Source organism: Rhodopirellula sp. JB055 (assembly GCF_043100905.1).
Taxonomy (GTDB): Bacteria; Planctomycetota; Planctomycetia; order Pirellulales; family Pirellulaceae; genus Rhodopirellula.
Genome location: NZ_JBICHO010000632.1, coordinates 26921 through 39732, shown reverse-complemented (window position 1 = coordinate 39732; position 12812 = coordinate 26921). Strand labels below are relative to the sequence as shown.

Annotated in this window: 10 protein-coding genes and 1 pseudogene; 9 read left to right on the top strand and 2 right to left on the bottom strand. The window is 55.4% G+C overall.

The genetic code is table 11. The features are described 5' to 3' along the window. The 6 genes and pseudogenes from ACF8AM_RS24555 to ACF8AM_RS24530 all read left to right on the top strand — a co-directional run. Positions 1–838: pseudogene (locus ACF8AM_RS24555) on the top strand (DNA polymerase III subunit gamma/tau); the annotation flags it as partial. 70 nt (positions 839–908) lie between these two features. Further along, positions 909–1295, top strand: coding sequence for a YbaB/EbfC family nucleoid-associated protein (locus ACF8AM_RS24550; protein WP_392558181.1), 387 nt, complete (start codon positions 909–911; stop codon positions 1293–1295). Further along, positions 1292–1891: a recombination mediator RecR gene (gene recR / locus ACF8AM_RS24545; RefSeq protein WP_392558180.1), complete on the top strand. Its 600-nt coding sequence runs from the start codon at positions 1292–1294 to the stop codon at positions 1889–1891. Before ACF8AM_RS24550 ends, recR begins: the two co-directional genes overlap by 4 nt. A 103-nt stretch (positions 1892–1994) precedes the next feature. Beyond that, positions 1995–3491 (top strand): RNA polymerase factor sigma-54, encoded by a 1497-nt coding sequence (rpoN, locus tag ACF8AM_RS24540; protein ID WP_392558179.1) that lies wholly within the window; start codon positions 1995–1997, stop codon positions 3489–3491. Then, on the top strand, positions 3491–4774 hold the full coding sequence (locus ACF8AM_RS24535; RefSeq protein WP_392558178.1) for a S1C family serine protease: 1284 nt from the start codon (positions 3491–3493) through the stop codon (positions 4772–4774). Before rpoN ends, ACF8AM_RS24535 begins: the two co-directional genes overlap by 1 nt. Continuing rightward, positions 4758–5927 (top strand): D-TA family PLP-dependent enzyme, encoded by a 1170-nt coding sequence (locus tag ACF8AM_RS24530; protein ID WP_392558177.1) that lies wholly within the window; start codon positions 4758–4760, stop codon positions 5925–5927. The genes ACF8AM_RS24535 and ACF8AM_RS24530 overlap by 17 nt, the downstream gene beginning before the upstream one ends. Before the next feature lie 42 nt (positions 5928–5969). Here the strand turns inward: ACF8AM_RS24530 and aroE are convergent, their stop codons facing one another. After that, the gene (gene aroE, locus ACF8AM_RS24525) at positions 5970–7460 is read right to left on the bottom strand and encodes a shikimate dehydrogenase (protein WP_392558176.1); all 1491 of its coding nucleotides are present in this window, start codon (positions 7458–7460) and stop codon (positions 5970–5972) included. A gap of 128 nt (positions 7461–7588) precedes the next feature. Between aroE and ACF8AM_RS24520 the strand changes: the two genes are divergently transcribed. From ACF8AM_RS24520 to folP, 3 genes are all read left to right on the top strand, one after another. Continuing rightward, on the top strand, positions 7589–8929 hold the full coding sequence (locus ACF8AM_RS24520; protein WP_392558175.1) for a PQQ-binding-like beta-propeller repeat protein: 1341 nt from the start codon (positions 7589–7591) through the stop codon (positions 8927–8929). 108 nt (positions 8930–9037) lie between these two features. Further along, positions 9038–10384, top strand: coding sequence for a coproporphyrinogen-III oxidase family protein (locus ACF8AM_RS24515; RefSeq protein ID WP_392558174.1), 1347 nt, complete (start codon positions 9038–9040; stop codon positions 10382–10384). Continuing rightward, positions 10381–11295, top strand: a complete 915-nt coding sequence (folP, locus tag ACF8AM_RS24510; RefSeq protein WP_392558173.1) for a dihydropteroate synthase — start codon at positions 10381–10383, stop codon at positions 11293–11295. Before ACF8AM_RS24515 ends, folP begins: the two co-directional genes overlap by 4 nt. 8 nt (positions 11296–11303) lie before the next feature. Here the strand turns inward: folP and ACF8AM_RS24505 are convergent, their stop codons facing one another. Beyond that, positions 11304–12797 (bottom strand): RecQ family ATP-dependent DNA helicase, encoded by a 1494-nt coding sequence (locus ACF8AM_RS24505; RefSeq protein WP_392558183.1) that lies wholly within the window; start codon positions 12795–12797, stop codon positions 11304–11306. Positions 12798–12812: the final 15 nt, after the last annotated feature.

The window sequence follows — 12812 nt, the reverse complement described above, 5'->3', positions numbered from 1 at the left end:
GCACAGTGTCCACGCTCGCGTTCTGCTAGAAGCGACCGTCATTCAGGTGTGTCACCTGCCCGACTTGCAAGCGATTTCGGATTTGGCTGCTGCGACCGCTGGGAGCGGGAAAGGCGCCGGCGAAAAAAAAAAGCGAGTCACGGTAGCTAACCCCACGGCCGAGTCGCCGACCTCGTCTGTTCGTCGTGCTGCTGCCCAGGAGAATGAGACGGCAAGCGTCCGCATCGATTCCGCTTCCGAGCCGGTGAGCGATCGTCGGCCTGCAGTTGCTCCAACTCAATCGACCGGTGCTGCTGTTGCGGCGGCGCCCGTGGCTTCGGCGGTTGCTCAGGCACCGCCAGTCGCAGCCGAGTCGCCTGCCGTTGCACAGGCGACGGCCACTCAGGGGGCATCCGGTGAACAAGCCACATCCACGACATCGACGGATGGTTATCCGTTGATCTCCAGTGGGGAAGCCACGACCGCTTGGGCGCAGGTGCTTCAGGAGATGGATCCGATGACAGCGACGCTTGCGAAGGCAGCGGAACGCGTGGATTCGCCCGAGCCAGGTGTGCTCCGATTGGTGTTTCCTGGCAGTTCTGGGTTGGCCCTGAGTCGGTGCCAGATGCCTGAGCACAAGGACGAGATTTTGCGGACCCTCGCCCGGGTGACTGGCCGGCGTGCTACCTTGCAATTCGAAGCGACCGCGGTCAAAAAGGCTGAGCCGGTCGCGGCCGCAAAACCCAAAAATCGAAATCGGATGCAGCGAATGCGTGAGATTCAGGCGAACCCGTTGGTTCAAGCTTGCGTTGAGTTGCTCGGAGCTGAAATCGTTCGCGTGGATACCCCACGCGGTTGAGCGTCGTGATGCTCACAGTTTCTCGTTCTTCATTTGTCATCCCTGACTCTCGTTCCACTGGATTGGATTCATGTTCAAAGGCCTCGGCAATCTCGGCAACATCGCTTCGATGGTTGGCAAGCTTCAAGAAATCCCGCAGAAGATGCAGGAACTCAATGAGCAGATGCGGAGTGAGCGAGTTTCGGCGAGTTCATCTTGCAATCACGTCGAAGTCGTCATGAACGGGATCGGTGAAGTGCAATCGGTTGAGATCGCCCCCGAGATTTTGGGGACGGATGGCAGTGAAGCAGTTGCACCAGAGGTTTTGCAAAACGCCATTCGCGATGCGACCAACGCCGCCGGGGCTGCTGCCAAGCAGTTGTATGCCAGCGCAATCAGTCAGCTTGCTTCGGACATGGATCTGAACATGCCAGGCGTCGATGGGCTGCTGACCAGCCTGACGGGTGGCAATGGATGAGTGGACACGCCGGTGCGGTATCCGATTTAGTCGATCAGCTCAGCAAGCTGCCAGGAATCGGCCGCAAGAGTGCTGAGCGATTGGCATTTCACTTGTTGCGAGTTCACGAGGATGAGGCGTTGGCGCTGGCCTCCGCGATTCGGCGCGTTCGCACCGACGTGCGTTATTGTTCGGTTTGTTACAACTTGTCCGAGAACGAACTCTGCCAGATCTGTTCGGATCCCAAACGTGATGCCACCCGGTTGTGCGTCGTTGAGCAGCCGCGAGACCTGCTCAGTCTGGATGCCTCGGGGGTCTACTCAGGGTTGTATCACGTGCTACTTGGCCGAATTGCACCCCTGGATGGGATCACGCCGGACCAATTGACCATTGATGCTCTGGTGGAACGAGTCCGAACAGGAAATTTTTCTGAGATCATCATGGCGACCAATCCGACGGTCGAAGGGGATGGCACTTCTCTGTATTTGTCAAACCTAATGCAGGAATTTCCGGTGGAAATCACACGTTTGGCGAGGGGAATTACCTCGGGGAGTGTCCTGGAATATGCCAATCGAGAGATAATTGCCGATGCGTTGACGGGTAGACAGCGGTTATAATCTCCATGCCAGTGATGAATTGGCATCGAATTCGCTCATTCCGTTCTCGCTGGGGTGGCGATCTACCATTTGATTCGCGTCACGCATTTTAGAAAAGATTCTCATGCGGATGTCAGTAGGGCTGCAGGCCCGGCAAAGCCAAGTTCAGAAACTCGCGCCACGGATGATCCAGTCGATGGAGATTCTGCAGATGCCCACGTTGGCATTGCAGGAACGCATCGAGCAGGAGATGAACGAGAATCCGTTGCTGGAGCAGCAGACGGGGGATCCGCTCAATCCGGACGACGGTGATGACGAGGTCCCTGACAAGGACACTCGCAGCGAAAATGAAAAAGAGTTGGTGGTCGACAACGACCACGACAACAAGGACGATTTTGAACGTCTGCTGAACATGGACTCGGATCTGCCGAGCACCTTCGATGATTCTTTTCGGCAAAGTGCCAACCGAATGTCGGAAGACGCTGATCGCCGTCACGACATGATGGCCAATGCGCAGTCACGGCCCGAATCGTTGAATGACTATTTGCTCCATCAGCTCGCTGAGATGGACATAGATGATGAGGTTGAACAGATTGCCGAACGCATCATCAGCACGTTGAATGCATCAGACGGTGGTTACTTGCGGATGCCTTTGGCTGATTTGTTGCCGTCGGGGCATTCGAAGGAAGACTACGAGAAAGCGGAGGAGGCTCTCGCCGTCGTTCAGTCTTTGGAACCAAGTGGCATTGCCGCACGTGACCTGAGTGAATGTTTGATCTCGCAATTGGATCCTTCGGTCGAGCATTTCGACGAGCTGTCGACCTTGATTCGCAATCACCTGAACGACCTCGCTGAAAACCGTCTGCCGCAAATATCGAAGAAGACTGGCTTCTCGATCGAGCTGATCCAAGAGTTGCGTGAAGAACTGCATCTCTTGAATCCCAAACCGGGGGCGGCGTTTTTAGAAACGTATGTTCCCAACGTGACGCCGGACATCATTCTGGAGCAGGATGAGTCCGGTGAGTATCGCGTGCGTTTGGATGACGACCGGGTTCCCACGTTGTTTATCAGCGAGTACTACCGGCGTCGTTTGCAAGCGTCGGATTGTTCCGATGCGGAGCGAGAATTCATCAAGCAGAAAATCAACGGTGCTCAGTGGTTGATCGACTCGATCGAGCAGCGTCGGAGCACTTTGACACGAGTTTCAGAAGCCATCGTTGAGCATCAAAAGCGCTTTCTCGATGAAGGTCCTGAGGCCATTGAGCCGCTGAAGATGCAACAGATCGCCGACAAAGTGGGCGTGCATGTGACGACGGTCAGTCGGGCGGTCGATGACAAATGGATTCAAACCCCGCGTGGAATTCTGCCGCTGCGTCGGTTCTTCGTCGGTGGCACCCAAACCGAAGATGGTGAAGATGTCGCTTGGGACACGATCCGGTTGAAGCTGCAAGAACTGATTGACAAAGAAGACAAGAGCAAGCCTTACAGCGATGAGAACCTCGTCGATGAACTGAAGAAGGCTGGCATGACGGTCGCTCGCCGAACCGTCACGAAGTATCGCAAAAAGATGGGGATCCCCAGCAGTCGCCAACGACGTGATTGGAGTCTCACTGCGTCCTGATGTCTTCCTCCAAACGATTTCTCTTCGTTGTCTTGGTGGTGATGAACCTGAGTTTGTTTATTTTGGTCATCGCCCTTTTTTTCTGGTGTCCTGCGGTCGTTCGTTCGGTGGATCAATCGGCATTCGCTTTCCAAGGACCACGACCAAGTGGAGTCGAGGTTTCAGGGAGCAAGGCTTCTGACAATGCGGCTCAAGAAGATGTGCTGCGGACGGCCGTTGGGACCGGTGGTGCTGGTGTGTCAGTGGCCGATACAGCAGCACGCGAGTCGGCGTCGGCGGGAGTGTTGGGGCGAGATGAGCCTGTCGGTGATTTAGCGGATTCCGAATCGCGAACGATTGAACTGTTCCGGGTGACCTCGCCCTCGGTCGTTCACATCACGACGTCCAAGGTTGCTCGTGATTTCTTCAACATGAATTTGCAAGAGATTCCGCAGGGCAGTGGGACCGGATTTGTGTGGGACCAAGCCGGACACATTGTGACCAACAACCATGTCATTCAAAACGCTGATGTGGCGATGGTCGCATTTGACGACCAAACCAGTTTTCCGGCAAAGTTGGTGGGAGTTGCGCCGGACAAGGATCTCGCCGTTTTGCGAATTGACGCGCCTGCGAGACGCTTGCGGCCCATTCCACGAGGGATCTCGGCCGATTTGAAAGTGGGGCGAACCGCTTTTGCCATCGGCAATCCGTTTGGATTGGACCAGACATTGACGACGGGTGTCATCAGTGCACTTGGTCGCGAGATCAAGTCGGACTCTGGGATTCCGATCAAGGATGTGATTCAAACGGACGCAGCGATCAACCCAGGAAACAGTGGTGGGCCGTTGCTGGATCGATCCGGCCAATTGATCGGCGTGAACACTGCGATTTACAGTCCGTCGGGAGCTTATGCTGGAATCGGATTCGCGATTCCTGTCGATACCGTTCGATGGGTGGTCCCGGAATTGATTGAACACGGGAAGATCATTCGTCCTGGAATCGCAATCACGGTTGCCAGTGATTCGATGAGCAAACGATTCAAGCTACCGCCGGGCGTTCTGATTTTGGATGTTCCTGACCGCAGCAACGCTGCCGAAGCGGGGTTGTTGCCGACACGAAGGACTCGGTTTGGCGACATCGTGCTGGGCGATATCATTGTGGCCGTGGACGGTCAAAAGGTGACGGCGACGGCGGATTTGACGCTTATCTTTGAGAACTACGAGAGCGGCGACGTGGTCGATGTCACTGTGCTTCGGCAAGGTGCCGAATTGGTTTTGCCCGTTGAACTTGAAACATTGGATTGATCGAATTTCTCGCTCCCCTTCCCGCGTTTCGCGTCCCTGGTATGAAGTGGACAATCTCAACGAGGTTCCTTCGCCAGCGTTGTTGGTTTTCCCCGATCGGGTCCAGGCGAACTTGGACCGAATGATTGAAGCGGCGGGCAGTGCCCAGCTTCTCCGGCCTCACGTGAAAACTCACAAGATGCCAGCCGTCACTCAAATGTGCATTGCTGCTGGGATCACTCGATTCAAGGCGGCGACGATCGCAGAAGCTGAGATGACAGCGGACGCCGGCGCCTCAAGTGTGCTGCTCGCTGTGCAGCCGGTGGGCCCAAATGTGCAGCGGTTCGTGAAGCTGATGCAGCGTTATCCCGGTTGCCAGTTTTCGTGCTTGGTGGACGACGCTGCGGTTTTGAGGCAGCTTGAAAGGGCGTTTCAAGAGGCTGGCGTGCAGGGAGATGTTTGGTTAGATATCAATGTTGGTATGAACCGAACTGGGATTGCCCCTTCGGATGCTGCCTCAGATTTAGTGCGATCCATTGTGTCGAGTCAGCATATCGGTCTTGCTGGGATTCATGTCTACGACGGTCATTTGCATGACACGGATGCGGAGCGTCTGAAGCGGCAGTTTGACGAGGCCATGTCACCGCTATGGGAGTGGCTCTCTGATTGCCAGCAGTTGGTCGGTGCCGAGCTGGAATTGGTCGCGGGAGGGACTCCCACTGCAGAGTTTTGGCGTGCGGAGGCCCTGAGTCGGCAACTGCAGATCGAGACAGGTGCCGGGACGACGGTGTTTTGGGACGCCGGTCAGCCGACTTTTTCACCACCAATGGCTTACGAACCAGCGGCGGTGTTGATGACACGAGTGATCAGTTGTCCGTCCGAGTCGCACGTTTGTGTGGATCTCGGACACAAAGCGGTTGCGTCGGAAATGCCGCTTCCTCGAGTGAAGTGGTTGAACTGGGACGAACGGCACGAGGTGGTAGGGCACAACGAAGAGCACATGGTTTTGCAGACAGAGAACCCCTGTTCGCTTCTTTGCGGCGATGTGCTCTACGGAATCCCGGTTCACATTTGTCCGACCGTGGCGTTGCATCAGCACGCGGAATGCGTGCGTGATCATCGAGTGACCGATCAATGGCGGGTGGTGGCTCGCGATCGAAAGCTGACAATCTGAAGACGGCCTCTGACGTCGCTTTTCACGGTAGGACTGGTGTGATCAGTTCAGTTGGACAGGGTTCGTTGCTTCCTTGATTTTTTTTCGCATCAAATCAGTGGAGGCTTCTTGGCCTGTGAAGAGTTTGAATTGGTACGCGGCTTGGCGGACAAACATGTCCACACCGGTGATCACGCGAGATTGCTTTTGTTTGGCTTGCTTGATCAGCAACGTGTTCTCGGGATTGTAGACAGTGTCGAACACGACCATGAACTGATTCAACGCCGACTGGTTGTAGGGAGTGCTGTCGACGTCGGGGTGCATTCCAATGGGGGTTCCATTGATGAGCAATTGGACTTTTGTCTCGTGTCGTTCTTCCCAGTCGACGACATGGCAGCCAATGTCTGCCGCGAGCATTTCTGCGCGTTCACGGGTTCGGGAGCTGATCGTGACATCGCACTTGCGTTGTCGCAGTCCCCAAGCGATGGCTCGCGAAACGCCACCGGCACCTAGGATCAAGGCTGTCTTTCCTTGCAAGGAGTTTTCGGTGCCACGCTCGATGTTGAATGCTTCTTCGATGCAATCCATCGCGGCTCGATAGTCGGTGTTGTAACCGAGTCGGTCGTCACCGTTGAAAATCATGGTGTTGATCGCACCGATGCCGGTCGCGCTGGCTTCGGCTTGCGTGCAGTATTGCAGAGCTGATTCTTTGTGTGGAATCGTGATGCTGATCCCTTGGATACCAAGGTCAGCGCAACCATTCATGAACGATTGCAGGTCATCCTTGGGCACTCGCAGAGGCAAGTAACGAGCGTTCAGGCCAGCGTCAACGAAGGCAGCGTTGTGAATCAGGGGACTGTGGCTATGTGCGACGGGGTCTGCGATCACGCCGAACAGAGCGGTGTCTTCTTTGATTGTCTCGTAGTGGTAGACACTGTTCATTTCCTTCCAGTTCAACTGACCCGGGGCAAGTTTTTTGTCCGAGCTGAACGTTGCGTAGGTGAACGGCGATCCAACGCGGTTCGCGAGAATCCGCGTCAGCATGCCGATTTCGCCCATGCAGATTCCGATGGTTGGAATCTTGGCATTCTTGCAGAGTTTGATCATTCGGATGTTGTCCGAAAATGAATTGGCCATGCAAGCGATTTTGACGATGTCCGCGTCTTCGGCCGCCATCGCCTCGTGCAATTCTTCAAGATTCTCTGGGGTGCCGCTGAAATCGTGATAGCTGATGATTCGTTTGGTGTTGCCGTAGCGCGGGATCTGAGCGGCGACGTCAGCTTCGATATCGACGTACTCGGCTCCCGCCGCAATCACGCTTCTCAGTAGCATCAGTCGATCTTGTTCAGATCGTTCCCATCGGCCGCCATCTTCTTTGCGACGAACCGTGGCGACCACTGGGCCGGGACGGTCATTGAGTAAACGTTTCAGGTCCACTGCGCGTGAAATGTAATCCAGCCGCAGTTCCACGAGCTGGGCGCCTTGTTCGACCAAGTACTGGTGTTCGGCAATCATGCGTTTGTGGCGGGCACGGCCGAGACTGACACAAATCATAAACGTTCGATGGTCGGGAATGAGGTCGGATGGGGGCGAGACTTCGCCGGGGCGTTATAATAGTCGGCAGCTTTCTGCTGGGCAGTACCGGAGGCCCAACGGAAACACGCAAAAAGGTTGAATGGCCGATGATTCACTGCTTACAAGATAACGAATCCGCAAAAAAGGTTCCCGCCATGATTCGAGTCGTGTGTTGCCTCGCCATGCTGCGATGCGGAAGCGTTGCGCGGTTGACGCTCGCGGACGACAGTGTTTCGTCGGTTTGGCCAACTTCCCGCGGGAACTTCGCTGGAACCGGAACCAGGCCGACGCGGTTGGCAGAAGAATTGGTGCTGCAATGGGAAACGAAGACGGCCGAAGCGATCGAATCCGCTCCTGTGAGCGATGGTGACCACGTTTTTGTGGTGGATGTGATGGGCGGTATGGAAGCGATTTCGCTTTCCACGGCGGAATCGCTTTGGCGGCACGAGTTGGACACAGGTTTCGTGGCTTCGCCGGCTCTGTTTCTGCCTCTGAATGTCAGTTCGGACGTGGGAGCCGTGAACGTTCTGGATGCCAGTGATTTGCCAGAGGGGACGCCTCTGTTGGATGCGGCGAAAATGAAATCTTGGGCAGAAAGCCAGTCACCTGTTCTGGTTTCAGGCGATGTCGAAGGCAACGTGGTCGCTTGGGACCCGGTATCGGGAGAGCAGATTTGGGAGGGTTTGACGGACGGCGAGATCAGTGCTTCGCCTTCTTTCTACGTGTTGCGATGGCAAAATTCAGCGGGCGAGATTGAATTGCAGTCTCGGGTGTTGGTCACGAGCCAAGACGGAAGCTTGTACTGCTTTGCGTTGGAATCAGGCAAGCAGTTGTGGAAGTATGAAACTGGCGATCAGATTCGATGTGGCGCGACCATCGGTGATGGCAAAACGTATTTGGGGGGGTGCGATGGCGGATTGCACGTGGTGGATCTGAGGACCGGCAAGGCTTTTCGAGAAGCCATTCCGCTGGGTGGTCCAACAGGAAGCACTCCGGCGATCTGGGACGGAGAATTGTTCGTTCCAATCATGGACGGAGTGTTGTACGCGTTTTCTCCAAAAAACGAGTCCAGTGGACCCATCGAACCAACGTGGGAATACAGTGATCCCGATCGAAGTCAAGAATATCGGGGAAGTGTGGCGGTCACTGATGAAGTGGTCGTCGTAACCAGCCGAAACAAGACCGTGGATGCCATTGAACGGACGACAGGCGAACTTCGCTGGCGAGTGACCTTGAAACGCCGGGCTGATGCGTCTCCCGTGATTGCCGGCGACGATGTTTGGATCGCATCGACGGATGGTCGGCTCGTCCGATTGTCACTCTTAGACGGCAGAGAAAAATGGAATTTCGAAATTCGCGGTGCCTTCATTGGTGAACCCGCCATTGTAAAGGAACGCTTGGTCATCGCTGATGACGAAGGCGTTGTACGCAGCTTTGGGCCAAAGTGACCCTCCTGTGGGGAGGCGATCCTTTCCGCGATTCGAGGCTCACCGGTTCGGTGTTCGCAGTGAATCGACTATTCTGAAACGGATCATTCGCACGCAAACGGAAATTTTATGACGACTGCATCGACCCAAGACGAGTCTCGCGAAAAGAAACCTGAAGGTAGCAAGACAGAAGTCGGTAGCTACTTCATCAGCAATTATCCGCCCTACAGTCAGTGGAAAGCGGATTCGCTCGATGATGTGAAGCAACGCATGGATTCCGCACCTCTCAGCGAGAATCCGTTGGGGCTGTATCTGCACATTCCATTTTGCCGGAAACGTTGCAAGTTTTGTTACTTCAAGGTTTTCACCGATGTGAAAGCGCAGGAAGTTCAGCGTTATGTCGATGCGTTGTGCAACGAGATTTCGATGGTCAGCCAACTGCCGGTGATGGGGGATCGCCCGTTTCGGTTTGTTTACTTTGGTGGTGGGACACCAAGCTTTTTGTCGCCCAAGCAATTGACCAAACTTGCTGACCGCTTGCGGGAACACATCACTTGGGACGGCGCCGAAGAGGTCACGTTCGAATGCGAGCCGGGCACGTTGAGTGAGACCAAGGTCAAAACGCTACGCGAACAATTGGGAGTGACCCGGTTGAGTCTCGGGGTTGAGAATTTCTCCGACAAGCTGCTTGAAGAAAACGGCCGGGCTCACCTTTCCAAACAAGTCTTTGCTGCTTGGGAATGGATTGAAGCGGCCCAGTTCCCCAATGTGAACATTGACCTGATCTCCGGGATGGTCGGTGAGACCTGGGAAAACTGGAAAGACAACATTCGTCGAACGATCGACATGTCACCAGAGAGCGTGACGATCTATCAAATGGAGTTGCCATTCAACACGGTCTACAGCGCCGATATCTTGGGCAACAAGATTGAGAGCCCGGTGGCTGATTGGCAAACCAAACGCGATTGGGTCAGCTATGCTTTCGACGAAATGATTTCTGCGGGATACAAGGTCAGCAGTGCCTACACATTGGTCAAAGATACTGGGAAGGTGAATTTCTCGTATCGAGACAATTTGTGGCGTGGTGCAGATTTGTTGGCCACGGGCATTGCCAGTTTTGGCCATGTCGCCGGGGCTCACTATCAGAACTTGCCGCACATGGAGCAGTACCTCGGCGCGATCGAGGAAGGGAACTTGCCGCTCGGTCGCGGGTTTGTTCCAACCGAGCATCAGGCTTTGATTCGTGAAATGATTCTGTTGCTGAAGCGAGGTTTTCTGGAGCGGGAGTACTTCCAATCCAAATTTGGCGTCGACATCGTGGAGGATTGGAAATCGGTTTGGGATGGCTACGTGGAAGAAGGTTTGGCGGAAGTGCATCCGGGCGAAGTTCGTTTGACGCGTGAGGGACTGCTGCGAGCGGATTCGCTGCTGCCAGCTTTCTTTGAGCCCGAGCACCAAAACGTTCGCTACACATGAGTTTGAGGGCGGTATGGCGCACGTCTCGGCGTCGCTTGGAAATCGGCCGCCGACCGCTGGTGATGGGGATTCTAAACGTCACCCCGGATAGCTTTTCAGATGGTGGCCGGTTCGTCTCGTCAGGTGACCCGCTCGAGGATGAGCAGGCGTTGTCTGCGGCGGTCAACGTCGCTTTGCAAATGCAGGCTGCAGGCGCCGATTTGATTGATGTCGGCGGTGAGAGCACTCGGCCTTACAGTGATCCGGTGGATGCCGAGACGGAGGAAAGACGTGTTGTGCCGGTGATTGAGCGGTTGGCGGATCGGTTAACAATCCCCATCAGCATTGACACGAGCAAAGCTTTGGTCGCCCGAGCGGCGATCAACGCGGGGGCGGAGATCATCAACGATGTGACGGGCTTGGAAGGCGATCCCATGATGCCTGCGGTTGCCGTCGAGACATCCGCGGGGGTGTGCGTGATGCACATGCGAGGCAATCCGCAAACGATGCAGGACGATCCCAATTATGACGATGTGGTGTCGGAAATCGAGCAATATCTGTTGGCTCGCCGGCAGGCGTGTCTGGATTGTGGAATCGATGCGGAAAGGATCTGTTTGGATCCCGGGATAGGGTTTGGGAAGACTCACGAGCACAACCTCACCTTATTGAGAGCCACACAACGCTTCGCTTCGCTTGGGGCACCCATTCTGATTGGGCATTCTCGCAAGGGATTCATCAAAAAACTGTTGAAACGCAACAAGCGTGTTGATGGTGGTGGCTATGATCCGATGGCTGGCACGCTGGGGGTGTCGATGGCCGTCGCGGCAGCTGGGGCGCATGTCATTCGGGTGCACGATGTAGCGGAAACCGTTCAAGCACTGGACCTATTCGAAGCATCTGACGGATTGGGATCAGAAGCCGGCGTGTTGTGATGGAGTGTTCATTGCATGGGCGCGTCGTCGAGGAAGTAGCGATTCAAGAAAGTTTGGCGTTCTTCGGAGGCCGCGGCCGCAAATTGAACCATTGCGTACAGCCGTTTTTGATCCCGCTGACGTTTCCCTGAGAGCCACTGGTTGTCTCGGAATTCTTCCGGCAGCGAGCCAATCACCTGGAAGCAATCGGGCTCCCTGGGGCCTGCCACCACGCCATGCCGGTCAAGCATTGCGAGTGCGGTGTCGACACGGTGGTCGTGCGGGCTGACTCGTTGGAGTTCACCGCGAAGCCAGTCCAGTCCATAAGCCATGCACCGATCCGCGTGATTTTCGAGCGAGAACATCAAGCGGTCGTAGAAATCAGCGTCCGGATTGGCCCATTCAATGAACTGCATCTGAGTCATCAGGTCGTCTTGGTCGTAGAGCCACAGGCATCGACTCGGCAGGTCGTCGCGTCCGGCTCGGCCAATCTCTTGGTAGTAGGACTCCATGGAACCGGGGGTTTCGACGTGAACGACCAACCGAATGTCTTCTTTATCGACCCCCATTCCGAACGCCGGTGTTGCCAGGACAAGGTCTCGTTCGCCAGACATGAATTCGTTTTGAATCCGACGTCGATCCTTTCGCGATTGATCGCCGTGATAGCAGACATGGTCGATGGATCGTGCTAGGAGCAGGTCGCTGAATCGACTCAGTGTCTTGATCAGTGAGAAATAGAGGATCGCTCCACCTCCCGCTTGAGCTTTGGTGGTTTGAAACGGCGGGGTTGTGAGAGCCTCGAGAATCATTTCAAGTTTTTCGTCGTCCCCCATGACCGACTCAACATCGATTCGCAAGTTGGGGCGATCGATTCCTTCGTGAAACAGCCGCATGTCGCCTTCTTTGAGTCCGATCTGATCCACGATGTCGGCACGGCATTCCGCGGTCGCCGTTGCGGTGAGGGCGATCGTCGTCGGAGATCCAAGTTGTTGACGGATGTCAGCGACGCGGCTGTAGTCTGGCCTGAAATCGTGCCCCCACTGGCTGACGCAGTGAGCTTCATCGATCGCGAGCAATTGAATGTTTCGGCCGGAGATGGCCGCGAGGAATTCAGGTTTTCGGAACCGCTCCGGAGTGACATAGAGCAATCGATAGCGGTTTTGCCGCAGCTTTTCTTGGCGTCTCTCTCGCTCCATCCGATCAAGCGAGGAATTGATGAAGGTGGCGTCCACGCCTTTTGCAATCAGCCCGTCAACTTGGTCTTGCATCAATGCAATGAGTGGCGAAAGCACCAGCGTTAAGTCGTTGTCCGAACCGAGCAAGGCGGGGATTTGAAAACACATCGACTTGCCACGTCCGGTGGGCATGATCACCATGGCGTGCTGACCCGCTAGGACATGTTCAATGACGGCGGACTGGCTAGGGCGAAAGGACTCGTGCCCGAAGACATCCCGCAAGACGTGTTGAGCTTGCTCGAGCGAACGCTTCTCCGATTCCAATTTCGCGTTGGCAGGATCAGCCATCGTGGATGGAACTTT

Excerpts from the sequence above, each read along its gene's own strand:
- ACF8AM_RS24520 (WP_392558175.1), top strand. The coding sequence starts at position 7,589 with ATGATTCACTGCTTACAAGATAACGAATCCGCAAAAAAGGTTCCCGCC.
- recR (WP_392558180.1), top strand. The coding sequence starts at position 1,292 with ATGAGTGGACACGCCGGTGCGGTATCCGATTTAGTCGATCAGCTCAGC.
- ACF8AM_RS24515 (WP_392558174.1), top strand. The coding sequence starts at position 9,038 with ATGACGACTGCATCGACCCAAGACGAGTCTCGCGAAAAGAAACCTGAA.
- rpoN (WP_392558179.1), top strand. The coding sequence starts at position 1,995 with ATGCGGATGTCAGTAGGGCTGCAGGCCCGGCAAAGCCAAGTTCAGAAA.
- aroE (WP_392558176.1), bottom strand. The coding sequence starts at position 7,460 with ATGATTTGTGTCAGTCTCGGCCGTGCCCGCCACAAACGCATGATTGCC.
- folP (WP_392558173.1), top strand. The coding sequence starts at position 10,381 with ATGAGTTTGAGGGCGGTATGGCGCACGTCTCGGCGTCGCTTGGAAATC.
- ACF8AM_RS24505 (WP_392558183.1), bottom strand. The coding sequence starts at position 12,797 with ATGGCTGATCCTGCCAACGCGAAATTGGAATCGGAGAAGCGTTCGCTC.
- ACF8AM_RS24535 (WP_392558178.1), top strand. The coding sequence starts at position 3,491 with ATGTCTTCCTCCAAACGATTTCTCTTCGTTGTCTTGGTGGTGATGAAC.
- ACF8AM_RS24550 (WP_392558181.1), top strand. The coding sequence starts at position 909 with ATGTTCAAAGGCCTCGGCAATCTCGGCAACATCGCTTCGATGGTTGGC.